At 65.0% G+C, this 26,073-nt stretch carries 21 protein-coding genes; 7 read left to right on the top strand and 14 right to left on the bottom strand.

All coding sequences use genetic code 11. The features are described 5' to 3' along the window. Window positions 1–84: 84 nt before the first annotated feature. Window positions 85–840: an exodeoxyribonuclease III gene (xth, locus tag KFE19_10005; GenBank protein QUO36763.1), complete on the bottom strand. Its 756-nt coding sequence runs from the start codon at window positions 838–840 to the stop codon at window positions 85–87. A 122-nt stretch (window positions 841–962) separates the two neighbouring features. Here xth and KFE19_10000 point away from each other — a divergent pair, with 122 nt between their 5' ends. Together KFE19_10000 and metG are read left to right on the top strand one after the other, a co-directional pair. Then, window positions 963–2,345, top strand: a complete 1,383-nt coding sequence (locus KFE19_10000; protein ID QUO36762.1) for an MATE family efflux transporter — start codon at window positions 963–965, stop codon at window positions 2,343–2,345. Window positions 2,346–2,429: 84 nt separating this feature from the next. Further along, window positions 2,430–4,409 carry a methionine--tRNA ligase gene (gene metG / locus KFE19_09995; GenBank protein QUO36761.1) on the top strand — a complete coding sequence of 660 codons (1,980 nt, stop codon included), beginning with the start codon at window positions 2,430–2,432 and terminating at the stop codon, window positions 4,407–4,409. Between the two features lie 227 nt (window positions 4,410–4,636). On the opposite strand, the gene thpR is transcribed toward metG, so the two are convergent. Continuing rightward, complete coding sequence (gene thpR / locus KFE19_09990; GenBank protein ID QUO36760.1) at window positions 4,637–5,137, bottom strand: RNA 2',3'-cyclic phosphodiesterase; 501 nt, start codon at window positions 5,135–5,137, stop codon at window positions 4,637–4,639. Between the two features lie 102 nt (window positions 5,138–5,239). On the opposite strand from thpR, the gene KFE19_09985 reads away from it, so the two are divergent. From KFE19_09985 to KFE19_09975, 3 genes are all read left to right on the top strand, one after another. Continuing rightward, on the top strand, window positions 5,240–5,899 hold the full coding sequence (locus KFE19_09985) for an HAD family phosphatase (protein QUO36759.1): 660 nt from the start codon (window positions 5,240–5,242) through the stop codon (window positions 5,897–5,899). 147 nt (window positions 5,900–6,046) lie between these two features. Continuing rightward, window positions 6,047–6,538, top strand: coding sequence for a sigma-70 family RNA polymerase sigma factor (locus KFE19_09980; protein ID QUO36758.1), 492 nt, complete (start codon window positions 6,047–6,049; stop codon window positions 6,536–6,538). Further along, a complete protein-coding gene (locus KFE19_09975; GenBank protein QUO36757.1) occupies window positions 6,528–7,541 on the top strand; it encodes a DUF4825 domain-containing protein in 1,014 nt (337 codons plus the stop codon). Before KFE19_09980 ends, KFE19_09975 begins: the two co-directional genes overlap by 11 nt. 113 nt (window positions 7,542–7,654) lie before the next feature. Here the strand turns inward: KFE19_09975 and KFE19_09970 are convergent, their stop codons facing one another. The 4 genes from KFE19_09970 to KFE19_09955 are packed head-to-tail and all read right to left on the bottom strand — an operon-like array spanning window position 7,655 to window position 12,464. After that, the gene (locus KFE19_09970) at window positions 7,655–8,671 is read right to left on the bottom strand and encodes a galactose mutarotase (GenBank protein QUO36756.1); all 1,017 of its coding nucleotides are present in this window, start codon (window positions 8,669–8,671) and stop codon (window positions 7,655–7,657) included. Window positions 8,672–8,674: 3 nt separating this feature from the next. Continuing rightward, window positions 8,675–9,664, bottom strand: a complete 990-nt coding sequence (gene galE, locus KFE19_09965; protein QUO36755.1) for a UDP-glucose 4-epimerase GalE — start codon at window positions 9,662–9,664, stop codon at window positions 8,675–8,677. 13 nt (window positions 9,665–9,677) lie between these two features. Beyond that, the gene (galT, locus tag KFE19_09960; protein QUO36754.1) at window positions 9,678–11,165 is read right to left on the bottom strand and encodes a UDP-glucose--hexose-1-phosphate uridylyltransferase; all 1,488 of its coding nucleotides are present in this window, start codon (window positions 11,163–11,165) and stop codon (window positions 9,678–9,680) included. An 18-nt stretch (window positions 11,166–11,183) separates the two neighbouring features. Next, complete coding sequence (locus KFE19_09955) at window positions 11,184–12,464, bottom strand: galactokinase (GenBank protein QUO36753.1); 1,281 nt, start codon at window positions 12,462–12,464, stop codon at window positions 11,184–11,186. 159 nt (window positions 12,465–12,623) lie between these two features. On the opposite strand from KFE19_09955, the gene KFE19_09950 reads away from it, so the two are divergent. Next, window positions 12,624–13,502, top strand: coding sequence for an AraC family transcriptional regulator (locus KFE19_09950; GenBank protein QUO36752.1), 879 nt, complete (start codon window positions 12,624–12,626; stop codon window positions 13,500–13,502). On the opposite strand, the gene KFE19_09945 is transcribed toward KFE19_09950, so the two are convergent. The 7 genes from KFE19_09945 to KFE19_09915 all read right to left on the bottom strand — a co-directional run bounded on the left by KFE19_09945 (window position 13,462) and on the right by KFE19_09915 (window position 22,990). Further along, window positions 13,462–14,505: a galactose ABC transporter substrate-binding protein gene (locus KFE19_09945; protein QUO36751.1), complete on the bottom strand. Its 1,044-nt coding sequence runs from the start codon at window positions 14,503–14,505 to the stop codon at window positions 13,462–13,464. The genes KFE19_09950 and KFE19_09945 overlap by 41 nt on opposite strands. A gap of 40 nt (window positions 14,506–14,545) precedes the next feature. Beyond that, window positions 14,546–15,505 carry a substrate-binding domain-containing protein gene (locus KFE19_09940; protein ID QUO36750.1) on the bottom strand — a complete coding sequence of 320 codons (960 nt, stop codon included), beginning with the start codon at window positions 15,503–15,505 and terminating at the stop codon, window positions 14,546–14,548. Then, complete coding sequence (locus KFE19_09935) at window positions 15,502–17,322, bottom strand: sensor histidine kinase (GenBank protein QUO36749.1); 1,821 nt, start codon at window positions 17,320–17,322, stop codon at window positions 15,502–15,504. Before KFE19_09935 ends, KFE19_09940 begins: the two co-directional genes overlap by 4 nt. A gap of 76 nt (window positions 17,323–17,398) precedes the next feature. After that, window positions 17,399–18,979, bottom strand: coding sequence for a response regulator transcription factor (locus KFE19_09930; GenBank protein ID QUO36748.1), 1,581 nt, complete (start codon window positions 18,977–18,979; stop codon window positions 17,399–17,401). A gap of 109 nt (window positions 18,980–19,088) precedes the next feature. Beyond that, window positions 19,089–20,141, bottom strand: coding sequence for a beta-methylgalactoside transporter (locus KFE19_09925; GenBank protein ID QUO39589.1), 1,053 nt, complete (start codon window positions 20,139–20,141; stop codon window positions 19,089–19,091). Window positions 20,142–20,180: 39 nt separating this feature from the next. After that, the gene (locus tag KFE19_09920; GenBank protein ID QUO36747.1) at window positions 20,181–21,680 is read right to left on the bottom strand and encodes an ATP-binding cassette domain-containing protein; all 1,500 of its coding nucleotides are present in this window, start codon (window positions 21,678–21,680) and stop codon (window positions 20,181–20,183) included. A gap of 197 nt (window positions 21,681–21,877) precedes the next feature. Then, window positions 21,878–22,990 carry a galactose ABC transporter substrate-binding protein gene (locus KFE19_09915; protein QUO36746.1) on the bottom strand — a complete coding sequence of 371 codons (1,113 nt, stop codon included), beginning with the start codon at window positions 22,988–22,990 and terminating at the stop codon, window positions 21,878–21,880. A gap of 197 nt (window positions 22,991–23,187) precedes the next feature. On the opposite strand from KFE19_09915, the gene KFE19_09910 reads away from it, so the two are divergent. Further along, window positions 23,188–24,153: an IS5 family transposase gene (locus tag KFE19_09910; protein QUO39588.1), complete on the top strand. Its 966-nt coding sequence runs from the start codon at window positions 23,188–23,190 to the stop codon at window positions 24,151–24,153. A gap of 328 nt (window positions 24,154–24,481) precedes the next feature. On the opposite strand, the gene KFE19_09905 is transcribed toward KFE19_09910, so the two are convergent. Further along, window positions 24,482–25,999, bottom strand: a complete 1,518-nt coding sequence (locus KFE19_09905; GenBank protein QUO36745.1) for a 4Fe-4S dicluster domain-containing protein — start codon at window positions 25,997–25,999, stop codon at window positions 24,482–24,484. Window positions 26,000–26,073: the final 74 nt, after the last annotated feature.

The raw sequence follows: 26,073 nt of genomic DNA, 5'->3' as shown, positions 1-26,073 counted from the left end.
CCGCGGAGCCGGTTCATTCGCTCCCTGTTATACACGCTCCAGCGGGAAATGTCCAGTATCAGACCGCCGAACCGCCTTTGGATCTCACACGTCCAGCTCCAGCATCACCGGGCAGTGGTCGCTGCCCAGCACCTCGCTCCAGATGTCGGCGTTTCGGATCTTCTCTTTCAGCCGCTCCGAGACGAGAAAATAGTCGATCCGCCACCCGGCGTTGTTCTTCCGGGCGTTGAAGCGGTAGCTCCACCAGGAGTAGGCCCCGGTCTTGTCGGGGTACAGATAGCGGAAGGTGTCCACGAAGCCGCTGTCCAGCAGCCTGGTCATCTTCTGGCGCTCCTCGTCGGTGAAGCCGGGGTTGCGGCGGTTGGGGCCGGGGTTCTTGATGTCGATCTCCTGATGAGCCACGTTCAAGTCCCCGCAGTAGACCACGGGCTTTTTCCCGTCCAGCTCCAGGAGATAGTCCCGGATGTCGTCCTCCCAGGCCATGCGGTAGTCCAGCCGGGCCAGCTGGTCCTTGGAGTTGGGGGTGTAGCAGCACACCAAGAAAAACGCCGGGTACTCCGCCGTGATGACCCGGCCCTCGTGACGGTGCGCATCGATACCGAAGTCATAGGTGACGGCCAGGGGCTCCTCCTTGGTAAAGACGGCGGTGCCGGAGTAGCCGGCCTTGTCGGCACTGTTCCAGTAGCGGTGAAAGCCCGGCAGGTCGAACTCGGCCTGCTCCGGGCGCATCTTCGTCTCCTGGAGGCAGATCACGTCGGCGCCGGAGACGGCGCAGAAGTCCAGAAAGCCCTTCCCCAGGCAGGCCCGCAGGCCGTTGACGTTCCAGGATACCAGTCGCATATACAGTTCCTCCGCGTTGTTTTTTCCCATTGTAGCGGATTTCCCGGGAAAAAACAATATTGCCCTGCGGGGGCAAAACGTGTACAGTAAAGATAAGAAATTCCGGAAGGGAGGCGGACGCCATGGCGCATCAGTCCGGCCTGCGGAACATGACCGCCGGCGGCGTGGCCGGCCATATCTTTGCCTTTGCCCTGCCCCTTCTGGCGGGGAGCTTCCTCCAGCAGCTGTACAACATGGTGGACAGCTGGGTGGTGGGCCAGTACGTGGGGGACTCGGCCCTGGCCGCCGTGGGCGTGGGGTTCTCGGTGATCTTCATGTTCACGTCGCTTTTTATGGGACTTTCGGGCGGCGGCACCGTGGTCATTGCCCAGTTCTACGGCGCCGGGAAGCTGGACCGGGTCCGGGACGCGGTGGACACCATCTACACCGCCTTCGTCTGGGCTGCCGTGCCGGTGACGGCGCTGGCCCTGCTGGCGGTGGAGCCCATTTTGTGGCTGCTGCGGGTGGACCAGAGCGCTTACCACGACGCCTGGGTGTATCTCATGGTGGTCTGCGCCGGGCTCATCGGCACCATCGGCTACAACCTCAACGCCGGCATCCTGGGCGGCCTTGGCAACAGCCGCTCCACACTGCTGTTTCTGGCCACCGCCGCCGTGCTGAACATTATCCTGGACCTGACGCTGGTGCTGTGGGCGGGGCTGGGGGTCCTGGGCGTGGCGCTGGGCACCATCATCTCCCAGGCCTTCTCCTGGCTCTTCGGCCTCTTTTACATCAACCGCCGCTATCCCCAGATCGCCATTCACCCCTTCTCCCGCCGGTTCGACCGGCAGCTGTTCCGCCAGATCATGGGCATCGGCCTGCCGGCGGGCATCCAGATGTCGCTGGTGGCGGTGGGGTCCATGGTCATCATGAGCAAGGTCAACTCCTACGGCGAGGCCTACACCGCCGGGTACAACGTGGGCTACAAGGTGGACCAGATGGCTTTTCTGCCGGTCCAGAGCCTGTCCAACGCCCTGACCGCCTTCGTGGGCCAGAACATGGGCGCCCGGCGGGAGGGCCGGGCCCGGAAGGGCGTCCGGGTGGGCGTCGTGTCGGCGGTGGCGTGGTCCGTGATCATGGCGGCGGTGCTGATCCCCCTGGGCCCCGCCCTGATCGGCTTTTTCTCGGAGACCGGCGCCGTGATCCAGGCCGGAACGGCGTACCTGCGAGGCATCATGCCCTTCTACGTGCTCTTCGCCGTGTTCTTCACCCTCAACAACGCCATGCGGGGCGCGGGAGAGAGCGTATTTCCCATGGTGAACACGGTGCTGTCCCTGATCTTGCTGCGGGTGCCCTCCGTGTATCTCATGGCCAACCGCTTCGGACCGGAATTCATGTACTACGGCTTCGGCGTGGGCTGGGCCGCGGGCTTCGCCGCCACGGTGATCTACTACCTCTCCGGCCGGTGGAAGCGCCGGGGCTCCCTGGCGGACCGGGACGCGCCGCCCACGGGGGACCCATTGTAATTTCCCGGCGAAGCGTGTATAATAAATATGTTGTCAATACCGGCCCTCTTCCATTCGGAGCGGCCGTGAAAGAAGGAGAACCCCATGGACAAGAAGAAATTCTATCTCACCACCCCCATCTACTATCCCTCCGACAAGCTCCACATCGGCCACACCTACTGCACCGTGGCCACCGACGCCCTGGCCCGGTATCACCGGCTCAAGGGCGAGGACGTCATGTTCCTCACCGGCACCGACGAGCACGGCCAGAAGATCGAGGACAAGGCCAAGGAGGCCGGCGTCACCCCCAAGGAATTTGTGGACCGGATCGTGGAGGGTCCCGCCGGCGTGCTGGACCTGTGGAAGCTGATGAACATTTCCAACGACCGCTTCATCCGCACCACCGACGACTACCATGTCGCCTCCGTCCAGAAGATCTTCCGGAAGATGTACGAGAAGGGCGATATCTATAAGGGCACCTACAAGGGCAAGTACTGCAAGCCCTGCGAGTCCTTCTGGACCGAGAGCCAGCTGGTGGACGGCAAGTGCCCCGACTGCGGCCGGGAGGTCCAGGACGCCGAGGAGGAGGCCTACTTCTTCCGGCTGAGCAAGTACGCCGACCGCATCCAGGACCTGCTGGAGAACACCGACTTCCTCCAGCCCCGGTCCCGGGTCAACGAGATGGTCAACAACTTCATCAAGCCGGGTCTTGAGGACCTGTGCGTGTCCCGGACCAGCTTCACCTGGGGCATCCCCGTGGACTTTGACCCGGGCCATGTGGTCTACGTGTGGGTGGACGCCCTGTTCAACTACACCACCGCCCTGGGCCTCTTCAACGACAAGTACGACGACTACGACCACTACTGGCCCGCCGACGTCCACATCGTGGGCAAGGAGATCGTCCGGTTCCACTCCATCATCTGGCCCGCCATGCTGATGAGCATGGAGATGCCGCTTCCCAAGCACGTGTTCGGCCACGGCTGGCTGCTGCTGGACGGCGGCAAGATGTCCAAGTCCAAGGGCAACGTGGTGGACCCCTACATTCTCGCGGAGAAGTTCGGCGTGGACGCCCTGCGTTTCTTCCTGATGCGGACCTTCCCCTTCGGCTCCGACGGCAACTTCTCCAATGAGCTGCTGATCCAGACCATCAACACCGACCTTGCCAACGACCTGGGCAACCTGGTCAGCCGCACCACCGCCATGGCGGGCAAGTACTTCGGCGGACAGCTGCCCGCCGGCTGCAAGACCTGTGCCGCCCCAGAGCCCTACGACACGGAGCTGATCTCCCTGGCCTCCGGTCTGCGGAACCGGTACGAGGAGGCCATGGAGTCCTTCGCCCCCCACAAGGCATTGGACGAGGTGTTCAAGGTCATCCAGCGGGCCAACAAGTATATCGACGAGTGCGCCCCCTGGGTCCTGGCCAAGGACATGGAGAAAAATGGCGCCCGTCTTGCCCACGTGCTCTATAACCTCCTGGAGACCGCCCGGATCTGCGGCGTGCTGCTGAGCCCCTTCATGCCGGGCAGCTGCGACAAGCTCTTTGCCCAGATCGGCGCCCCCGCTGAGATCCGCACCTGGGACAGCGCCGCCGCCTGGGGCAGCCTCAGCGAGACCGCCGCCGTCACCAAGGGCGAGAACCTCTTCCCCCGGATCGACGTGGACAAGGCCATCGAGGAGCTGGAGGCCGCCGCGGCCGCCGCCAAAAAGGCCGCCCTGCCGGACATCGAGCTGGAGCCCCAGCTGACCGAGACCGTGGACTTCGACACTTTCTGCAAGTCCGACTTCCGGGTGGTGAAGGTCAAGTCCTGCGAGGCGGTGAAGAAGAGCGAGAAGCTGCTCAAGTTCATCCTGGACGACGGCACCGGCACCGACCGGCAGATCCTCTCCGGCATCCACAAGTTCTATGAGCCGGAGGACCTCATCGGCAAGACCCTGGTGGCCATCGTGAACCTGCCGCCCCGGAAGATGATGGGCCAGGAGAGCCAGGGCATGCTGATCTCCGCCGTCCATACGGAAAAGGGCGAGGAGAAGCTGCACCTGCTGATGGTGGATGATTCCATCCCCGCCGGTGCCAAGCTCTGCTGAGTGCGCCGGTCCCTCCGGTACAGCCCCCACCGTCGCGGCAGGACGATTCCCGGGCACCTGCGATGCCCGCCAATCGTGCCGCTTCCTCGAAACAGGCTCGCTGTTTCCGCCCCCGGCGGCGCTTCGCCTGTTTCCCCGCGGGCGCCAAGCTCTGCTGAGTGCCGCAGCGCCATAAAACACCGCGCGGGCGGGACCGAAGGGTCCCGCCCGCGCTTTCTTTTCTCAGTTTACAGTCTGACGGAGAACGCCTCCGTGTAGATGAGCCGCCCGTCCACCCGGTCCGAGCGCATGAGGCTGATCCGCTCCGCTGTCATGGCCGCCGGGGCCACCTGCGTCTCGGGAACGGGCCCCCGCCACCGGCGCACCAGGGTCACGTGGGGCCTCCAGGCCCGGCGCTCGATGGGAAAGCCCGCCGCCCGCAGGGCGGTCTGGGCCGCCCCGGCCAGGGCCTCCAGCGCCGGTCCGCCCCGGATGCCGGCCCACCAGAGATCCCCGAACCGGCCCAGGGGGCCGCCTGCCTCCAGCGGGACGGGCCCACTGCCCGCCAGGGCCGCCAGGGCGGCCTTTACCTCTGCCAGCCGGTCCGTCTCCCCGATAAAGGCCAGCGTCAGGTGCAGGTTCTCCCGCCGGGTGAAGGTGCCCGCGCCCCGGCATCGCAGGTCTCCCATCGCCGCCCAGAGGGCCTCCTCCACCGCCGGAGAGAACCGGATGGCCGCGAACAGCCGCATGGGACCGCCTCCTTTTTTCGTCTTTTCATTGCCTTTTATGGTAGCACAGTGCTACAATGGATGCAATGTCTGGAGACGGTACGGAAAGAAAGGAACCATTTCATGAGACTGCAAAGCGCGATTTTTGATATGGACGGAACGCTGCTGGACTCCATGCCCATGTGGCAGGGGCTGGGGACAGGACTGCTGCGGCACTTCGGCGTGGAGCCCGCGCCGGACCTGCTGGAGCGGCTCAAGCCCATGACGCTGCGTCAGGGCGTCGTCTACTGCCGGGAGACCTACCACCTGGACGCCTCGGAGGAGGAGCTGATGGCCATGCTGGAGCGGCGGGTGGACGACTTCTACCACAGTGAGGTCCAGGCCAAGCCCGGCGTGCAGAAATTTTTGTCCCTGCTGAAGATGGAGGGGGTGTGGATGTACGTGGCCACCGCCACGGACCGCCACCTGGCCCAGGCCGCCCTGCGCCATGCCGGGATCGACGGCTACTTCCGGGGGATCGTCACCAGCGCCGACGTGGCCCGGGGCAAGGAGGAGAGCCCGGAGATCTACGAGCGGGCCATGCGGCGGCTCCAGTCCAACAAGAAGGACACCGTGATCTTCGAGGACGCCCTCCACGCCGTCCGCACCGCTAAGGCCGCCGGGTTCCGGGTGGCGGCGGTGTACGACCCCGCCGCCGAGGACGACCAGGCGGAGCTGCGGCAGCTGGCGGACTACTACATCCGCTCCTTCGACGAGATGTTCGAGGCCACGGCTCTGGAGTGAGCCTCCGCGCCGGACGGCGTCCGGTGTGTCTTTGCATACAGCGCCCTTCCGGCATCTCCCGGAGGGGCGCTTTTCAAAAAATTTTTGCGCCGGTGTAACGAACCGCCCCCGCCGGGGATACATGGACAGAAGGGAGGGAGGACCGCCGTGGAACCCATGGACGACATCTACCGCCGCCACGCCGCGACGGTGTACAAATACCTGCTCTCCCTGTGTCACGACCCCCACACGGCGGAGGAGCTGACCCAGGAGACCTTTTACCAGGCGGTCCGGTCCATCGGCCGCTTTGACGGGTCCTGCCAGGTGTCCACCTGGCTGTGCCAGATCGCAAAGCACCTCTTTTACCAGCACCTGCGCAAGCAGCGGCGGGAGACGCCCCTGCCGGAGGAGGAGGGGGCCCTGCCGCCCCTGCCCTCCGCCGAGGAGGAGGTGCTGGACCAGTCCGGGCGGCTGGACCTCCTGCGCCGGGTCCACGGTCTGCCGGAGCCGGGCCGGGAGGTGGTGTACCTGCGGATCTTCGGAAATCTCAGCTTCCGGGAGATTGGAGCGGTGCTGGGCAGGACCGAGACCTGGGCCCGGGTGACCTATTACCGCTGCAAGGAGCGGCTGAAAAACGGAGGTGAATGGGATGAAGAATGATCTGACCTGCGCCGTGGTGCGGGACCTGCTGCCCGCCTACGCCGAGCATTTGACGGCCCCGGAGACCAATGAGGCCGTGGAGCGGCATCTGGCCGGCTGTCCGGACTGTGCCGCCCGCCTCGACGCCATGCGCGCCCCGGAGCCGGAGCAGGAAGCGGAGACCGCCAAGGAGGTGGACTACCTCAAAAAGGTGAAGCGCCGCAGCTGGAAGCGGGTGGTGCTGGCGGTGCTTTTGACGGTGTTGGTGCTGGCGGGGGCCCTGGCGGCCAAGGTGTTTGTGATCGGCTCTCCCGCCTCGGCGGATACCATGGCCATGGGTGTCTGGGACGACGGCGGAACCTTGCATGTGGAGGTCGCCTCCGCGGTCTCCGCCAACACCTACTGGGGCTGGAAAACGGAGACAGCGGACGGCATCGCGACCATCACCGCCCGGGAGGGGCTGGTGTCCCCCCTCCATCACGCCGCTTCCGCCAAACTCAGCGTACCGCTGGAGGGGGTGGAGGAGGTGTACCTCTGCGGCCGCCTGATCTGGCAGGATGGGACCAACATTGACGCCTGCACAACCGCCCTCTTTTCCAAAAAGACCCCCTATGTGGGGAATGCCTCCGCCGTGGGAGCGCTGCTCAGTGACCTTTCCTTCTGGTACGGTCCTCTGGACACCTACACCCTCTCTCTTCAGACCAGCAGCCAGCCCTACGGCCTGCTGATGGACTTTTCCCAGGGAACAGTAAACGCCGCGGAGCTTCGCCAGCAGATGCGCACGGTGTCGGTGCTTCTTTTGGCCCTGGTCGAAAATCTGGAGCAGGTCTCCTGGCGCTGCACCGTTGACGGCGTGGTCCAGACCCACACGGTATCCCTGGAAGAAACGAATGCCATGGTGGGGGAAATGGCGAAAGCGTACAGCACCGCTCTCAATATCAACATGGAGCCTCTGGAGAGCGTCAAAGACTATGCCGCCTCCGCCGCAGCGCTTCAGCAGCTGTGCCATCTGCTGGAAGAATGACCGTTTTCCCATAAATCGGCATCAAACGCCGGCGCCCCCGCCTTTCGGCGGGGGCGCTGGCCTCTATTTTTACACACACAAAGGGAATGCACGCACAGTTGGGAACCGCGGTCTCACCGGACGAAGAACCGGTAGCGGATGGTCTGGCGGTACTCCGCCCCGGCCCGGAGGACGGGGGAGGGGAAGTTCGCGTGGTTCACTGCGTCGGGGAAGAACTGGGGCTCCAGGCACACCGCGTGGCCGGGGCCGTAGACGGCGCCGGACTTGCCGGTCCGCTCGGTCAGAAAGCCCGCGGTATAGAGCTGCATGCCGGGAAGAGACGTGGAAAGTTCCAGGCCGATGCCGGTCCGGGGGCACCACAGCTCCGCCGCCGGAGCGCCGCCCCGGTCCAGCACGTAGTTGTGGTCATAGCCCCGGCTGGCCGCCAGGAAGGGATCACCCAGCCGGTCGCCCAGGACCGCGCCGCTGCGCAGGTCCAGCGGCGTGCCCGCCACCGGAGCGATCTCCCCGGTGGGGACGTTGCCCGCTCCCGCGGGGGTGTAGGCCTCGGCGCGGACCGTCAGCGTATGGTCCGACACCGGTCCGCCGTCGTGGCCGGCCAGGTTGAAGTAGGCGTGGTTGGTGAGGTTCACCACCGTGTCGGCGTCGCTGACGGCCCGGTAGTCCACGGTCAGGGTGTCGCCGGAGAGGGCGTAGGTGACCTCCGCGTGGACATTGCCGGGGAAGCCCTCCTCCCCGTCGGGGGAGTCCAGCGCAAAGGTGACGGCGCCGGGGGCACAGGTGAAGCGCCAGAGCTTCTTGTGAAAGCCCACCACGCCGCCGTGGAGCTGGTTGGCCCCCTCGTTGGCGGTCAGGCGGAAGGTCCGGCCGTTCAGGGTGAAGGCGGCCCCGCCGATGCGGTTGGCGCAGCGGCCGATGGTGCCGCCGAAGCAGGCGTCGCGGTCCCGGTAGTCCTCCACACGGTCATAGCCCAGGCAGATGTCCGTGGCCCGGCCCTGCCGGTCGGGGACGCGGATGGCCCGGACGGCGGCCCCGAAGGGCAGCAGCTCCACCTGGATGTCTCCCTTCCGCAGGCGGATCAGGGGGATATCCTGTCCCTCCAGGGTGCCGAAGGGCGTGGTCTCGCACATGGCTCAGCCCTCGTAGCCATTGGGATGGCTGGAGTGCCAGGCCCAGGCGTCGGCGATGATCTCCTCCAGGCCCCGCTTGGGCGTCCAGCCCAGGACCTCGGCGGCCTTGTGGTTGGAGGCGATCAGCACGGAGGGGTCGCCGGCACGGCGGGGCTCCACCACGGCGGGGATCTCTTTGCCGGTGACCTTGCGGGCGGTGTCGATGATCTCCTTAACGGAGTAGCCGTCGCCGCTGCCCAGGTTGAACGCGCCGCTCTCGCCGCCCTTCTCCAGATACTCCAGGGCCAGCAGGTGGGCCTCCACCAGGTCGCGGACGTGGATGTAGTCCCGGATGCAGGTGCCGTCGGCGGTGGGATAGTCGTCGCCGAAGATGCCGATGTGGTCCCGCTGACCCAGGGCGGTCTTGAGCACCAGGGGGATCAGGTGGGACTCGGGGTTGTGGTCCTCGCCGATGCCCACATCGGTGTTGGCGCCGGCGGCGTTGAAGTAGCGCAGGGCGGCGTAGCGGATGCCGTAGGCCTTATCGCACCACTTGAGCATGCCCTCGATGGCCAGCTTGCTGGCGCCGTAGGGGTTGGTGGGCTCGGTGCGGTCGGTCTCCTCGATGGGCTGCTTCTCCGGCTCACCGTAGGTGGCGGCGGTGGAGGAGAACACGATGCGCTTCACGCCGTGGTTCTTCATGGCGGTCAGCATGGACTGGGACCCGGCCACGTTGTTGCCGTAGTACTTCAGAGGGTCGGTGACGCTCTCACCCACCAGGGAGAAGGCGGCGAAGTTGATGACGCCGTCGATGTCGTTCTCAGTGAAGATGCGGTCCAGGAAGGCCGCGTCCCGCAGGTCGCCCACGTACAGCTTCACGCCGCCCTTGACGGCCTGCCAGTGACCGGTGCGCAGGTTGTCCGCCACCACGGTGTTGATGCCCCGCTCCTTGAGAAGCGCCACCATGTGGCTGCCGATGTAGCCGGCGCCGCCGGCGACAAGGATCGTTTTCATATCGTACTCCTCCTTATTTCACGCTGTTGATAAACCGCTCGAAGGCCAAGCGGCCCTCGGAAGTGCACTTGTAGACGCCGGCGTCCTCCAGCACCCGGGCGAACACCCGGCCCACCTCGGTGTGCAGGATGTCCATGACGTTGTCCGCCGTGAAGGTGTAGCGCTTCTTGAGCTCCTCCGCCCAGTCGGCGTGCTTGGCGATGGCCTCGTCGGCGCGGAGGTCGCCGCCCTGCACCAGCACGTCCGCCAGCTGGGAAAGCTCGCTCTTGAGGCGGGAGGGCAGCACGGCCAGGCCCATGACCTCGATGAGGCCGATGTTCTCCTTCTTGATGTGGTGGAGCTCCTGGTGGGGGTGGAACACGCCCAAGGGGAACTCCTCGGTGGTGAGGTTGTTCCGCAGCACCAGGTCCAGCTCATACTGATCCCCCCGCCGCCGGGCGATGGGGGTGATGGTGTTGTGGGACTCGCCGTCGGTCTCGGCGTAGATGCCGGCGGCCGGGTCGGAGTAAGCCCGCCAGGCGGTGAGGATCTTCTCCGCCAGGTCCACCAGGCGCTTGTCGTCGGCGCAGCGCAGGCGGATGACGGACATGGGCCACTTGACGATGCCGGCGGTCACGTCCTCAAAGCCGGGGAAGGAGACGGCCTTTTCGATCTCCGCCCGCTCCATGGCGAAGGTGTAGTGGCCGCCCTGGAAGTGGTCGTGGCTCAGGATGGAGCCGCCTACGATGGGCAGGTCCGCGTTGGAGCCCACAAAGTAGTGGGGGAACTGGACCACGAAGTCCAGGAGCTTGCGGAAGGCGGAGCGGTCGATCTTCATGGGCACATGGCGGCCGTTAAAGACGATGCAGTGCTCGTTGTAGTAGACGTAGGGGCTGTACTGGAAGAACCAGTCCTGCCCGTCAATGGTGATGGGGATGATGCGGTGGTTCTGCCGGGCGGGGTGGTTCATGCGGCCGGCGTAGCCCTCGTTCTCCCGGCACAGCTGGCACTTGGGATAGCCGCTCTGGGCCGCGGTGCGGGCGGCGGCGATGGCCTTGGGGTCCTTCTCCGGCTTGGAGAGGTTGATGGTGATGTCCAGGTCGCCGTAGGCCGTGGGGGTGACCCACTTCACGTCCCGGGCGATGCGGTAGCGGCGGATGTAGTCGGTGTCCTGGCAGAAACCGTAGAACCAGTCGGTGGCGGCCTTGGGGGACTGGGCCAGCTTTTCCTTGAATTCCCCGATCACCTGGGAGGGGCGGGGGGTGAGCCGGCCCATGAGCTCCGTGTCCAGCAGGTCCCGCTCAGTGACGCCGCCGGAGATGACGCCCCGGGCCTCGGCGTCGTCCAGCAGGGTCTTTAGGATCTCCTCCAGCTCCATGGCCGGGACGGTCTCCGGCCGGTCATACGCGCTGATGCCCAGAGCCCCCAGCACCCGGTTTTCCGCCCAGGTGCGGTCGCACTCCTCGATGAGCCCCTTGTCCACGGCGTACTGGACCAGGGCCGCAACGCTTGCATCGATCATGTCGTTCTCTCCTTCCTCTCAGCCAAGGCGGACGCCGCCCACCGGGCGGATGGTCACCACATGGCAGCTGCCCTGACCCAGGACCGCCTCGGTCCGGGTCTTGAATTCCTCCAACAGATCCAGGGGCACGTAGGCCTGGGCGGTGCCGCCGAAGCCGCCGCCGTGGACCCGGACGGCGCCCCGGCCGTTCAGAATGGCCTCGCACAGCGCCAGGGTCACCATCAGCTCCTGGTGCTCCGCGGCGCCGGTGGGCACCACGTTCTGCAAATACATGGCGGAGGACCGGCCGGACTGGCGGACCAGATCCAGGTAGCCCTCGAAGTCCCCCTTGCGCAGGGCCTCGGCCTGGGCCGCCGCCCGGCGGTTTTCGGCGTAGACGTGGAAGGCCCGCAGCACGCCCCGGTCCCCGGCAGTCTGCCGCACCCGGGGCAGCTCGGCCAGGAACTCCGCCTCCGGCACCTCCCGGAGGACCTCCTTTCCGAAGCACCGGCACACGGCCTTGAGCTCGTCGGTGATGGCGGCGTACTCGCCGGTCAGGTCCGCGTGATCCGCGCCGGAGTCCAGAATGCACAGGGCGTACCCCTGGGCGTGGAGGTCCAGGGCGATGCTGTCCACCACGGGGCTGGCGGTGTCGGCGAAGTCGATGGCCACCACGCCGCCCACGGAGGAGGCGGTCTGGTCCATGAGGCCGCAGGGCTTGCCGAAAAAGACGTTTTCGGCGTACTGGCCGATCTGGGCGATCTCCACGGCGGAGCACTTGCCGTCCCAGAACAGCTCACCCAGCATAGTGCCGATCAGCACCTCAAAGGCGGCGGAGGAGCTGAGGCCGCTGCCGCCGGGCACGTCGGAGATGACGTAGGCGTCCAGGCCGGCGTTCGTCAGGGGGCAGCCCAGGGCGGCCATCCGGGCGGCCACGCCCCGGATCAATGCGGCGGAGGTGTTCTCCTCGCCGCTCTGGGGAGTCAGCTCCCGCAGGTCCACCACGATCATGGGGTAGCCCTGGGACTGGATGCGCAGCATGCCGCTCTGGTTGGGGGCGGCGGCGGCCAGGATGTCCAGGTCCACGGCGGCGGCCAGGACCCGGCCGTGCTGGTGGTCGGTGTGGTTGCCGCCCAGCTCCGTGCGGCCGGGGGCGGAGAAAAATGCCTCCGGCAGGCTCTCAAAGGTCTTGGTGAAGCCTGCGGCGGCCACGGCGCACCGCTCCTTGGCGGCGGCCAGTCCCTCAGCGCCGTACACGGCGGCGAGCCGCTGGTCCAGGGCGCCGGAGCGCAGGGACTGTTCCAGGGTCTGATGTTCCATAGCGTTGCCCTCCTGTTGTCGTTCTTTCTGCTCTTAAGCTATCAAATGCCGGGGGGATTTTCCATTCATTTCCGTGTCTCCTTTATGGATTTTTGTTGCAAAGCGCCCCAAATGGCGGTATGCTGTCCCCAGAGGATATCACAGGGGAGGCATGCAGCCATGACACGGGATTTCAAGCACTCCTTCAAGACGGCCCAGCGGCCGGAGCTGTCCCTGGCGGTGTACAACGCGGGCTTTCAGAAGTGCCCGCCGCTCTACGGCTGGGGCCCCGGCATCCGGGACCACTACCTGATCCACTACATCCTCTCCGGCCGGGGCACCTGCCGGATCGGGGAGGGGCAGTGGGGGCTGCAGGCCGGGGACGCCTTCCTGGTGCGGCCGGAGCAGACCGCCCACTACCAGGCCGCGGCGGAGGATCCCTGGGAGTACTACTGGGTGGGCTTTGCCGGGCCCAGCGCGCCGCTGCTGCTGTCCGCCACGGTGTTCGCCGCAGGGCCCGTGGCCCGGCCCAAGGCCGGAGACCGGCTGCGCCAGGCGCTGCTGGAGATCTACAAGGCCCGGGGGTCCGGCTACTCCAGCGCGGTGCGGATGGCGGGCTACCTTCAGGCGGCCCTGGGCCTTTTGATGGAGGAGGAGCCCGCCCGGCCCGAGGAGGCCCTGGCGGACTACGCCCGCCGGGGGGCGCAGTTCATCCAGCGCAATTACTCCCGGCCCATCGGGGTGGAGGAGGTGGCCCGGGAGGTCCGGCTCAGCCGCAGCCATCTCTACCGGGCCTTTCAGGCGGTGTACGGGTGCTCCCCCAGCGAGTATCTGACCCGCTGCCGGCTCCAGCGGGCCCGGCAGCTGCTTGCCTCCACGGCGCTGCCGGTGGGGGCGGTGGCGGCGTCGGCGGGATTCGAGGACCCGCTGTACTTCTCCCGGCTGTTCCGCCGGCGGACCGGACAAAGCCCCTCCGCCTGGCGGGAGGCCCGCTTCGGCGGAGGGGCGGCCACGGGGCTCACGCCTCCGGCAGAAAGTCCTCCAGATTCTCCTTTGTGACGGCGGTGTATTCCAGCCACACGTACTTCCCGTCCTCCAGCGCCACAGCGGAGGCGGCATCCTGCCCTCCGGCCAGGGCGCAGCACAGGTCCAGAATGCTCTCCGCCTGACCGGCGGCGTCGTTCTGAACGGTGCCCTTCAGCGTCCCGGCGGCCACAGCCTCCAGGGCCGGGGGCGTGGCGTCCACCCCCACGATGAAGGGCAGCTCCGCCTCCGTCATCCCGGCGGCCAAACACGCGTCGATGGCCCCCAGGGCCATGTCGTCATTGTTGGAAAACACCACCTCGATGGTGTCCCCAAAGGTCTCCAGCCACTGCTGCATCCGCAGCGTGGCCTGACCGCGGACCCAGTCGGCGTTGTTGCTGGCCAGCTTTTCCACCGCCACGCCGGCCTCTGTCAGGGTCTTGACGCAGTACTCCGTCCGCAGCAGGGCGTCCTGATGGCCGGGCTCGCCCTCCAGCATCACATATTGCAGCACACCGTCGCCGTTGCGGTCCAGGGCGGCGGTGTTTTTCTGCCAGGCGTCCAGCACGATCTGGCCCTGGAGGATCCCGGCCCGGTCCGCCTTGGACCCCACGTAGTAGGCCTGGTCCCAGCGGTCCAGATCCTCCTGCACCGGCTGGCGGTTGAAAAAGACGATGGGCACCCCGGCGGCCTGGGCCTTGTCCACGATCACCGCCGCGGCGGTCCGGTCCACCAGGTTCACACAGATCACGTCGCAGCCCTGCTGCAAAAACCGGTCCACCTGCTCGTTCTGGGAGGCCTGGGAGCTGCGGGCGTCGGCGATGTTGAAGTTCAGCTTGACGCCCAGGGCCTCCTCCCGGGCGCGGGCCAGCTGTTCCAGGTTCTGGACCACGGTGGAGAGGAAGGTGTCCTCCTGGAGGTACAGTGCCACGCCCACCCGGATGGTGGGGGTCTCCCGGCCCGGTGCGCAGCCGCAAAGGGCCAGCAGCAGCGCCGCCAGGACCAGCAGGGAACAGGGCCGTCTCATCCGTCTACTCATGGGGGACCTCCTTGTCTCAAAAGATCCGCAGGGAGCCGTCTCAGCGGGTCACCGGGAACAGCAGCTTCTGGTTTTCCGGCTCGTACATGTTCTCCTGGCGCACCAGCACGAATTCCAGCGGCTCCACCTGGAAATAGCTCTGGCCCTGGATGGCCCGCACGGCGGCGCCCACGGCCAGGTAGCCGGCGGCAAAGTCGTTCTGAGCAGCGATGGAGAGGATGGTGCTCTGCTCCAGATAGGCGGCCACCGTGGCGGTGGAGCCGGCGCCGTAGAGCAGCGGCGCATCCTCCCGGCCCGCCAGAAAAGCGGCGGCCTGCTCCAGGTCCGCGGCGTCAAAGGCCACCACCGCCGCGGCGCTCATGGCGGAGAGCGTCCGCTCCATGGCCACGCTCAGCGTCTCCGTGCCCACGGGGCTGCACCGGTAGACCCGGCGGCCCGCCGCCTTGAGCAGGATCTCGGCGGCCCGGATACGGTCGTTGATCCCGTTATCCTCCGCCGTGTCCAGCAGGATCACCAGCGATCCCTCCGGTGCGCCGTTGAGGGCGGCGGTGCCCATGGCCTCGCCCAGGGCGGTGTTGTCGGCGCCGATACAGGCGCGGGCACCGGCGTCGGACAGGTCGGTCTCCAGCGTCACCACCGGAGTGCCGGCGGCGGTGATCTCCCGCACCGTCTCCGCCAGGGCCGCCCGGTCCGACGGGATCAGCAAAATGGCGTCCGTTCCGGTCTCCGCTTCCCGCTCCAGCAATTCCCGCTGCTCCGCCGGCACATCCTCCCCGGCGGGGGTCAGAAAGCGCAGCTCGGCGCCCAGATCCACCGCCGCCTGCTCCATCCCCTGGCGCACCACGGACCAGGCGGACGCGTCGCTCTGGCGGTAGAGCACGGAGATCTCCAGCAGCCGCTGGGGCTGGCCGGAGCGGACCGGATCCACGGTCAGCAGCAAAAACAGCACGCACAGGCTCAGCAGGGGCACCACCAGCTGCAAAAGGACCTTTCGCTTCATGGCTTCCCCTCCTTCCCCTGATCCGGCACCTTCTCCAGGGCCGGCAGGCGGATCTGCACCCGGGTCCCGGCGTCGGGTTCACTGTGGATGGTGAGGCCGTAGCGCCGGCCGAAGCTCAGCTGGATCCGCTGGTGGACGTTGCGCAGCCCGATGCCGGAGCCCTTGGAATTGGTGTTGGCCCGGGGCGCGTCCGGGTCCAGCAGCCGCTCCACCACCTCCTCCGGCATGCCGGGGCCGTTGTCCGTGACGTCGATGACCACGTCGTCTCCCTCCCGGCGGGCGGAGATGCGGATTTCCCCGTCCCCGTCGGCGTAGGCCATGCCGTGGTAAATGGCGTTTTCCAGGATGGGCTGGACGATGAGCTTGATGGTATACAGCTTCTCCACGCCGTCCTCCGCCTCGATGACGGCGGAGAACTTGTTTTTGTAGCGCATCTTCTGGATGGTGAGGTAGTTGCGGGCGTGCTCCAGCTCGTCGGCGATGGGGATGATGTTGCTGCCCCGGCTCAGGGAGATCCGGAACAGCCGGGCGAGGCTGGTCAGCATCACCGTGGCCTCCTCCGTGCGTCCGTTTTCCGTCATCCACACCACGGAGTCCAGCGTATTGTAGAGGAAGTGGGGGTTGATCTGGGACTGGAGCACATCCAGCTCGCTACGGCGCTTTTCCGCCTCCTGCTGGACGATGTCCGCCATCAGGTGGCGCATGGTGGAGACCATGGAGCGGATGGAGTGGCTCAGGTGCTCCACCTCATAGGGCCCGCCCACATCGAAGTCCACCTGCTGCACGCCGGCCTCCAGCTCCTTGACGGCCCGGTCCAGCTTCTTCACCGGGGCGGTGATCCACTCGGACAGGCGCAGGTTCACGAAAATCAGCAAAAACACGGAGAACAGCACGATGAACAGGAAGAACAGCATCAGCTGGCCGTAGTTGTCCAGCAGCTCCTCCGCCGGCACCACGCTGACTAGCTTCCACCCCGTGTAGCCCACGGTTTTGACCGTCACCTGGCGGTGCTCGCCGTTGAAGGTCTCGGTGTGGGTGCCGTCGGTGTAGGCGGCGGCCGCCCGGTTGTTCTCCTCCAGCAGCCCCGCGTAGATCAGCTGCTGACGGGGGTGGTAGATCAGCTCCCCGGCGTCGTCGGTCAGGTAGAGGTAGCCGCCGGAGGCGGACAGGTCCACGTCCTTGCAGATCTGCTCGATGCCGGCGAAGCTCATGTCCACCAGCAGCACGCCGCCCTGGATGCTGCCGTCCCAGGTCAGCTCCGTATAGCGGCTCAGGGACACCACCCAGCGGTAGCGGTAGTCCGGGTCGTCGAAGAGGTTCTGCACATGGGGCGTGGAAAAGTGGAGGTTCTCGATCCGCTCCGTGGCGGCGGTGAACCAGCTCTCCCGCTCCGGGGAGACGCTGTTTTTCAGCACCCCCATGGGGCTGGCGGCCAGGAGCCTGCCCTCCTGGGAGAACAGGGCGATGGACACCAGGGAGTCCCGGTTGCTCTCATAGAGCAGCTCCAGCTCGGAAGAGGGGTCCTCCTCCGCCAGGTCCAGATCCTTGATGACGTGGTAGTAGGCCGCGTCGGACACCCGCATCATGCTGCGCAGGTAGCTGTCCAGGTTCAGATTCACCTGGGCCAGGACCCGCTGGCTGTTCTCGGACTGCTGGGCGTTGGAGGTGGCGGAAAAGCGCAGGAACAGCGTCAGTCCCATGAACACCATGCCCAGCACCGCCACCGCCGTGAAGGACGCCGACAGGATCATCTGGATGCTGGTGCTGCGGTAGGCGCTCTGCCAGCGCCGGGCAAGGCCGGCGATCTTCTCCCGCATGGGCGTTCCTCCTCTCCTGGTATTCCCGCGGCGCGCCGGAGGCGGCCTGGCCGTCCCGGCGTGCGGACGCGCTGCCTCAGCCGGAGCGGAACTTAGTGGGGCTCATGCCGAAGTGGCGCTTGAACACATAGCTGAAATAGTTGGGGTCCTCATACCCGCAGCGGCGGGCGATGAGGTAGGTCTTGTCCTCGGTGTTCCGCAGGGCGGCGGCCGCCGCCTCCATCCGCACCACAGTGACATAGGCGGTGAAGCTCATGCCGGTCTCCCGCTTGAATAGGGTGGAGAAGTACGCGGGGGAGAGGTGCAGGTGCTCGCACAGGGCCTCCACCGAGAGCGTACTCTCCCCATAGTGGGCGTGGATGAAGTCCTTGGCCCGCTCCACGGCCCGGCCCGCCGAGTCCGTGCGCCGGTTGCGCAGCTGGGTCCGGATCCGCAGGCACTTGTCCAGACACCACTCCTCCAACGCCTCCGGCGAGTCGAAGTCCGTGGCCTTCATCAGTCCCGTGAACCCGGCGCCGAACACGCTCTCCGTGTCCAGATCCGCCTCCCGGGCCACCTTCAAAAGGCAGGTCAGCAGTTCCAGGAAGAACAGCTGCCACTGGGCCGGGGAGAGGCCGGAGGGACGCAGCTTGTCCGTCAGCCGGTCCAGCACCGCCCGCAGCTCCTCGTCGCCGCCCAGCTTCAGCGCGCTGGTCAGCTCCTGCTCGTCGCTCTCGGTGAACATCAGCCGGGCGCCGCCGTCGGGCTCCAGGTCTCCGATGTAGATGGCCTGGCCCCGGCCCACCATGCCCCGGTACTCCAGGGCGCTGCGGGCGCCGTCGGCGGAGCGGGGCAGGTCCTCCGGCGCCGGGACCGGGGCCCCCACGCCGGCGGTCAGGGTCAGGTGGAGGTAGCTCTCCGCCAGGGCGCAGACCCGGTTGAGCTGGGCGATCAGCTCGTAGACGGCGCCCCCGCTCTCCAGGGACACCACCAGGGCCACGGACTCGTTGTAGGGGAAGGGGCGGCACACGCACCCGGCGGGGTGCAGGTGCTCCTCCAGCAGCTGCTGGACCAGCAGGGCCGTCAGCTCGCTCTGGTCCGCGGCGCCCACGTGCAGCAGCGCCGCCACCAGGTCCCCGCCGCCCAGCTCCACATCGTACCGCTGGGCCAGCTCCGCCATTCGCTCCCGGGGCACGTGGCCATCCAGCAGGCGGGACAAAAAGAGGTTGCGCAGCAGGGGCAGGCTCTCCTCGTAGCGCTGGCGCAGCTGCTCGGCGTCCCGCCGCTCGGTCCGCTCCCGGTCCAGCTGGCCGTGGATCCGCTCCAGCACGGCGGTCAGCTCCGGGGCGTTGATGGGCTTGAGGATGTACTCCGACACGTTCATCTGGATGGCCTGCTTGGCGTACTCGAAGTCGTCGAAGCCGGAGAACACCACGAACTTGGACGCCGGCAGCCGCTCCGTCAGGATGCGGCACAGCTCCAGCCCGTCCATGAAGGGCATCTTGATGTCCGTCAGCACCACGTCGGGCTGCAGGGTCTCCGCCAGCTCCAGGGCGTCCTGGCCGTTTTCCGCCTCTCCCACCAGGGAAAAGCCCAGGCCCTCCCAATCCATTTTGCGGCTGATGCCGACCCGGATGTCCTCCTCGTCGTCCACCAGCAGCACCCGATACTGCTCCATGGGGTCCTCCTCCCTTTCCTTTGATTCAGTATACCACGCCCCGGCGGGAAAACAAAGGGGGCGCGCATCCCGAAGAAGATGCGCGCCCTCCTGCGGGACGTTGCCGTTATTATCTCTTGACCAGATACTTGCGCATATCCAGGGCGCAGGCGAAGAGGATGATGCCGCCCTTGATGATGTAGAACAGGTCCTGGTTGATGCCGATCATATTCAGGCCCACGAAGATCAGGCGCAGCATCAGAACGCCGATGACGATGCCGCGGATCTTGCCGATGCCGCCGACGAAGGAGACGCCGCCGATGACGCAGGCCGCGATGGCGTCGGACTCGTAGTTGAGGCCGGTGTTGGCGGTGTTGGAGGCCACGCGGGCACCCTCGATGAAGCCGGTGACGGCGTACATGGCGCCGGCCAGGGCAAAGACCATGATGTTGGTGGCAAACACGTTGACGCCGGACACGCGGGCGGCCTCTTCATTGGCGCCCAGGGCGAACATGTTCTTGCCGAAGGTGGTCTTGTTCCAGATGAACCACATGAGGGCGGTGCAGATCAGGGCGATCCACACGTAGTTGGGAATGGGCGTGCCGCCGATCTTCAGCAGGGAGCCGGTGATAAAGCCGGAGTAGCTCTTGTCAAGGCCCGAGATGGCCATGCCGTTGTTCTCGCCGGCCTTGACGTACAGCAGCAAAATGGTGTAGATGATCAGCTGGGTAGCCAGGGTGACGATGAAGGGGTGCAGCTTGTACTTGGCCACAAAGAAGCCGTTGAAGGCGCCGATGGCACCGCCGATGACCATGGCCAGCAGCAGCACCAGCAGAACCGGCGGCGGGGTCAGGTTGGGCCACATCTTGCTGGCGGCGTCCACGGCCTGGAGGAGGGACGCGGAGATGCAGGCGGTCAGGCCCACGATGCGGCCGGCGCTCAGGTCGGTACCGGTCAGCACGATGCATCCGCCGACGCCCAGGGCCACCGGCAGGTAGGCGCAGGTCTGGGCCAGGATGTTGATGATGGAAGCGGGCTTGAGGAAGTTCTGGTTGACGATGGCGATGTAGATGACGGCGATCACCATGATGATGATCAGGGCGTTGTTGAGAACGGTGTCCAGCACGCGCTGGGCAGTCCAGGGCTGCTTGGCCGCAGCTTTGGCCTTAGCCTCTTTCTCCATGGTTTTGGATTCCTTGCTCATAGGTGATATCCCCCTCTATTACACATATTTGGCGGCCAGGGTAAGGATCTCCTCCTGGCTGGTGTTCTTGGCGTCCACTTCGCCGGCCAGCAGGCCGCCGGACATGACCAGGATCCGGTCGCACACGCCCAGCAGCTCCGGCATTTCGGAGGAGACCATGACCACGCCCTTGCCCTCTTTGGCCAGGTTGATGATCAGCTCGTAGATCTCGTACTTGGCGCCCACGTCGATGCCGCGGGTGGGCTCGTCCAGCAGCAGCACCTCCGGCTTGGTCAAAAGCCACCGGCCGATGATGACCTTCTGCTGGTTGCCGCCGGACAGGGACCGGATCTGGGTGTCCTGGCTGGGCGTCTTGATGCGCATGGCCTGGATGGCCCACTCGGTATCCTGGCGCATCTTCTTGTCGGACAGGCAGATGCCGCCCATCAGATAGCTCTTCAGGTTGGAGATGACGGTGTTGTCCAGGATGCTGCGGATGCCGAAGATGCCGGTGGCCCGGCGCTCCTCGGTCAGCAGGGCAAAGCCGTTTTTGATGGACTCCCGGGGAGAGCGGTTCTTGATCTCCTTGCCGTGGAGGCGGATGGTGCCGCCGCCCTTGGTCATGGAGCCGAACAGGTTCTCCAGCACCTCGGTGCGGCCGGAGCCGTCCAGACCGGCGATGCCCAGGATCTCACCGGCGCGCAGCTGGAAGCTGGCGTCCTTGAGGCGGGTGTACTTGCCGCTGAGGTGCTCCACGTCCAGGATGACCTCGCCGGGGACGTTCTCCTTGGGGGGGAAGCGATTGGTGAGCTCGCGGCCCACCATGAGGCGGATGATCTCCTCCATGGTCAGCTCGCTGGCGGGGCGGGTGGCCACGTACTGGCCGTCGCGCATGATGGTGACGTCGTCGCTGATGCGGAGGATCTCCTCCATCTTGTGGCTGATGTAAATGATGCCGCAGCCCCGGTCACGCAGCATGTTGATGATGCGGAACAGGTGCTCCACCTCGGTCTCCGTCAGGGAGGAGGTGGGCTCGTCAAAGACGATGACCTTGGCGTTGTAGCTGACGGCCTTGGCGATCTCCACCATCTGCCGCTGAGAAACGGGCAGGGTGGACATGATGGCCCGGGGATCCACATGGACCTCCAACTCATCGAAGATCTCCTTGGTGCGCTTGCGCATGATGCTCTCGCTGACCATGATGCCGCCCACCTTGGGGTAGCGGCCCAGCCACAGGTTGTCGGTGACGGTGCGGGTCAGGGCCTGGTTGAGCTCCTGGTGTACCATGGCCACGCCGTTTTCCATGGCCTCCTTGGAGCTCTTGAAGTTGACCTCCTTGCCCTCCAGGGTGATGGTGCCGCTGTCCTTGGCATAAATGCCGAAGAGGCATTTCATCAGAGTGGACTTGCCCGCGCCGTTCTCGCCCATCAGGGCGTGGACAGTGCCGGGGCGGACCGTCAGGGACACGCCGTCCAGGGCCTTGACACCGGGGAATTCCTTGGTGATCCCCCGCATTTCCAGCAATGCCGGCTGTTCCATATCTGTTTCCTCCTTTACACACAAATTTTCGCTGAAGCTTCTGCCTCGGCCGCGTCCGGAGGGCGCGGCTCAGGCAGAGGCTCCATCCCGTCATAGAAAAAGGCCCCTGTTTTGAGCCGTGGGGGAGCGGGGCTGCCGGTGTTCGACAGCCCCGCTCGTCACATCACTCAGCGTTGGGGCAAGGTGTTCAGACCGAATCAGGCCGTGACCATGGCGTAAGGCACGCGGATCTTGGCGCAGTCGGCGTCCACATTGTAGCTGTCGGTGTTGTCCATCAGGGCGGCACCGGAGCCGATGTTGTTGATCAGGGTCAGGATGGTGTTGGCCATGCCCTCGGCGTCCTGCTTGACGGTACCGGTCATCTGGCCGTTCTGGATCTTCTGGACGGCGGAGTCCATGGCGTCGACGCCGTAGACGGGGATGGTGGTGGAGCCCTCGTCGCCGGTGTTGTAGCCGGCGGCCTGCAGCGCGGCGATGGCGCCCTCGGCCATGCCGTCGTTGTTGGCGATGACCAGCTCGATCATGTTGTTGGAAGCCTCAGAGTAGGAGGCCAGGATGGTGGTCATGTAGTCGGTGGCGGCCTGAGAGGACCAGCTGCCGGTGGTATCCACCAGGTACTTGGAGGAGTTGTTGGCGTCATAGAAGGACAGGGCGGGCTTGCCGGCCTCGGTCAGCAGGGCGTCGGCGTCCTCCACGGCGTACTGGGTGCGGTACTCGGCCTCGGCGTTGCCCTCCTGGCCCTTGAACAGGACGTAGGAGATGGTGCCGTCGCCGTTGAGATCCACGGCGTCATAGTTCTCCAGCAGGTAGGTGCCGATCATCTCGCCCTGCATGTGGCCGGCCTCGGCGGCGTCAGTGCCGACGAAGGCGCAGTTCTCATAGCTGTCGACGACCTCGTTGGCAACCTCGCGGTTGAAGAAGATGATGGGGATGCCGGCGTTCTTGGCGGCATCGCAGGCCTGCTGGGCAGCGTCGGGAGAAGAGGTCTCCACGATGTTCACCACCAGCAGGTTGGCGCCGTTGGTGATGGCGGTGTTGATCTGGTCCAGCTGGGTGGCCTGGTTGTTGGCACCGTCATAGTTGTTGTAGGTGATGCCGGCACCCTGCAGCAGGCCGTCCATGGCGCTGCGGACAGTGGTGATGTAGGCATCGGCGAAGTTGTAGTAGAACACGCCCACGTTCAGGGCGCTGCCGGTGGTCTCCTCGGTGGCGGTGTCGTCGGTGGTCTCCTCAGTAGCGGTGTCGCCGCCGCAGGCCACCAGGGACAGGCTCATGACCAGAGCCAGGATCAGGGCAAGAAATTTCTTCATGATGTTCCTCCTGTAAAAATTGACTTCTTTTCTCCGCGGAAGGGCGGTTTTCCCCTCCGTCCTCCGAAGTTGGCTTTATTTTAATGCTTCTTTTGGAAAAAAACGATAGAATTTTCTTCGCACTTCTAGGGCAATACCGCACAGAAAAGTAGGCGCGATACTGCCAGGAGTGATATAATAAGACCATGGATAAACAGATGACAATGTCTGCGCTTAGTGATGAGTTGGCGCAGGTACGGACAAAGAAGAAAGAATTTCTAGCCCAGATCGAGCGGATCGTCCCGTGGAAGGAATGGCTTACGCTGATCCAGCCGTGCTATTACAAAGGAGAGCGCGGCAATAAACCCTATCCACTGGAGACCATGCTGCGGTTGTATCTGCTGCAAAATCTGTATGACCTGAGTGATGAAGCAACAGCGGCGGAGGCAATCGACAGCCGGGCATTTTCAGATTTCTGCGGCGTTGATTCCAGCAATCAGGTGCCGAACGGAGATACCATTGGCCGCTTTCGGAACCTGCTGGTGAAGAATGGACTGCAGGAGAAACTGTTTGCACAAGTTGTTACCGCGCTCACTGAACAGGGCCTTATCCTGAAAAAGGGAACGATCGTAGATTCCACCATTATTTCCGCGCCGTCTTCCACCAAGAACAAGGAGAAAAAGCGGGATCCGGATGCACATCAGGTCAAGAAGGGCAACACATGGCACTTTGGCTATAAAGCCCATGTTGGGGTGGATAAGGACAGCGGACTGGTACACACAGTGGAGGCGACACCAGCCAATGTCCATGATGTGACGCAGACTTCATCCCTGCTGACCGGTGAGGAAGATGTCGTTTACGGCGACAGTGGCTATCTTGGAGCCGGGAACCGTGAGGACGCGATCGTTCGGAACAAATCCGGACGCAAGATCAAATACAAAATTAACCGACGTCCATCTCAATTAAAAAAGCTGAGCAAGAGCGGCCAGTATGCCGCAAAGAAAGTAGAACACGCAAAGTCTTCTGTTCGGGCAAAAGTAGAGCACGTATTCGGTGTCGTCAAGAAACAGCTGCAATTTCGAAAAACGCGATACCGAGGGCTCGAAAAACAGCGAGCCAAATTCAATATCATGTTCGCATTGGCGAATCTGCTTCTGGCTGACAGGCCCTGCCTGGCGGCTTGAAGTTGTGCGCTCTCGCGAAGAAATGCGCCGGGAAGCCTATGGTTTCCTGCCTGATAGGTGATTCGACAGCGCTTGCCTCAGCAATTGTGCGGTGCTGCCCTAGGAAAAAACTTTGGTTCTTACTTTTTTTCTACGTAAGCTTTCCGAAAACCATATTAAATTTACACAAAACGAGTTCAAAAAAATGTGAGAATTTCCATATTGACAAAATCAAACACGTTTGTCCTCCCGCGAAGGACACATGGCCTCCAAAAAAAGTCCCCGCCGTTTCGGCGGGGACTTGGGTCTGATCAGCGAACCCGGATAACCGGCATGCCGGAAAGCGGGATCACTCCTCCACTTCTTTCAGACGGTTCAGATAGGGGCTCTCGGTGCTGCTGGCGGCGGCCGCCTGCTGCTTGAACTTCTCCACGTTGACGGCGCTCTCCTTCACGGGGGTGACGGTGCCGGCGCCGGCCACGCAGCCGCCGGGGCAGCCCATGCCCTCCAGCAGATAGCCGTCCCGCTTGCCGGCCTTGGCCATCATCAGCATCTTGCGGCACTCCTTCAGACCGTCGCCGTACTCGATGAGGACCTCCCGGTCGGGGTCGATGTGCTTGATGGCCTCCACCACGGCGGCAGCCACGCCGCCGCCCACGGCAAAGCCACGGCCCATGGCCGTGCCCTCCACCATGTCGTCGGCAGGGTCTCCCTCGATCTTAGTGAAGTCGATGTCCTTGGCGTCGAACATGCCCTGGAGCTCCTCAAAGGTCAGCACGAAGTCCACGTCGGAGCGGACGGAGCGGCGGTTGGCCTCCAGCTTCTTGGCGGAGCAGGGCCCGACAAAGCAGATCCGGGCGTCGGGATGGTCCTTTTTCACCATGCGGGCGGTGATGACCATGGGGGTCAGGGCCATGGAGATATAGTCCTTGAACTGGGGGAAGAGCTTCTTGGCCATGACGGACCAGGCGGGGCAGCAGGAGGTTCCCATGAAGGGCTGCTTGGCCGGCACGTTCTCCAGGAAGTCCTGGGCCTCCTCCACGGTGCAAAGGTCCGCGCCGATGGCCACCTCCACCACGTCGGCAAAACCCAGGGTGCGCATGGCGGCCTTGAGCTTGGAGGGCGTGGCGTCCTTGCCGAACTGGCCCACGAAGGCCGGGGCCACGCAGGCGATGACCTGCTCCTGCTTTTTCATGGCGGTGATGACCTGGAAGATCTGGCTCTTGTCGGCGATGGCGGCAAAGGGGCAGTTGACCAGGCACATGCCGCAGGAGACGCACTTGTCATAGTCGATCTTGGCCCGGCCCAGCTCGTCGGAGCCGATGGCGTCCATGCCGCAGGCCGCGGCGCAGGGCCGCTCGATCTTGCTGATGGCCCGGTAGGGGCACTGGTTGAAGCACTTGCCGCACTTGATGCACTTGTCCTGATCGATGTGGCAGTGCTTGTCCTTGTCCAGATAGATGGCGTCCTTGGGACACACGTTCATGCAGGGGTGGGAAAGGCAGCCCTGGCAGCTGTCGGTGATGCGGATCTGCTTGGGGGGGCAGGCGTTGCAGGCAAAGGGGATGATGTTGACCAGGGGCTCCTCGAAATACTTCTGGTCCGTGGCGGCCTCGTGGATGCTGGCGGAAATAGGCATCTGCTCCGCTGCCCGCTGGAGGTTCATGCCCAGGGCCAGCCGGACCCGTTCCTGCACGATGGCCCGTTCCAGAAACACGTCGTGGCGGTGGTGGGCCACCTCGCCCTGGATCATCTTGTAGGGGATCTCGTCCACCCGCTTGAGGTCCCCACCCTCATAGGCCAGGCGGGCCACCTCGGTAAAGACATTGCGGCGGATATCGTCCACCGCGCTGTGTACGCCTCTCATGTCCTTTTTTCCTCCGTCTTTCCCCGGGCGGTCGCATTCCGTCCCGGTGATGTGATTTGTGAGTTTTTTCGCAA

The sequence above is a fragment of the Dysosmobacter sp. Marseille-Q4140 genome, from assembly GCA_018228705.1.
Lineage (GTDB): Bacteria > Bacillota > Clostridia > Oscillospirales > Oscillospiraceae > Oscillibacter.
The sequence above is the reverse complement of the archived record's forward strand: the minus strand, read 5'-3'. Positions and strand labels throughout refer to the sequence as shown.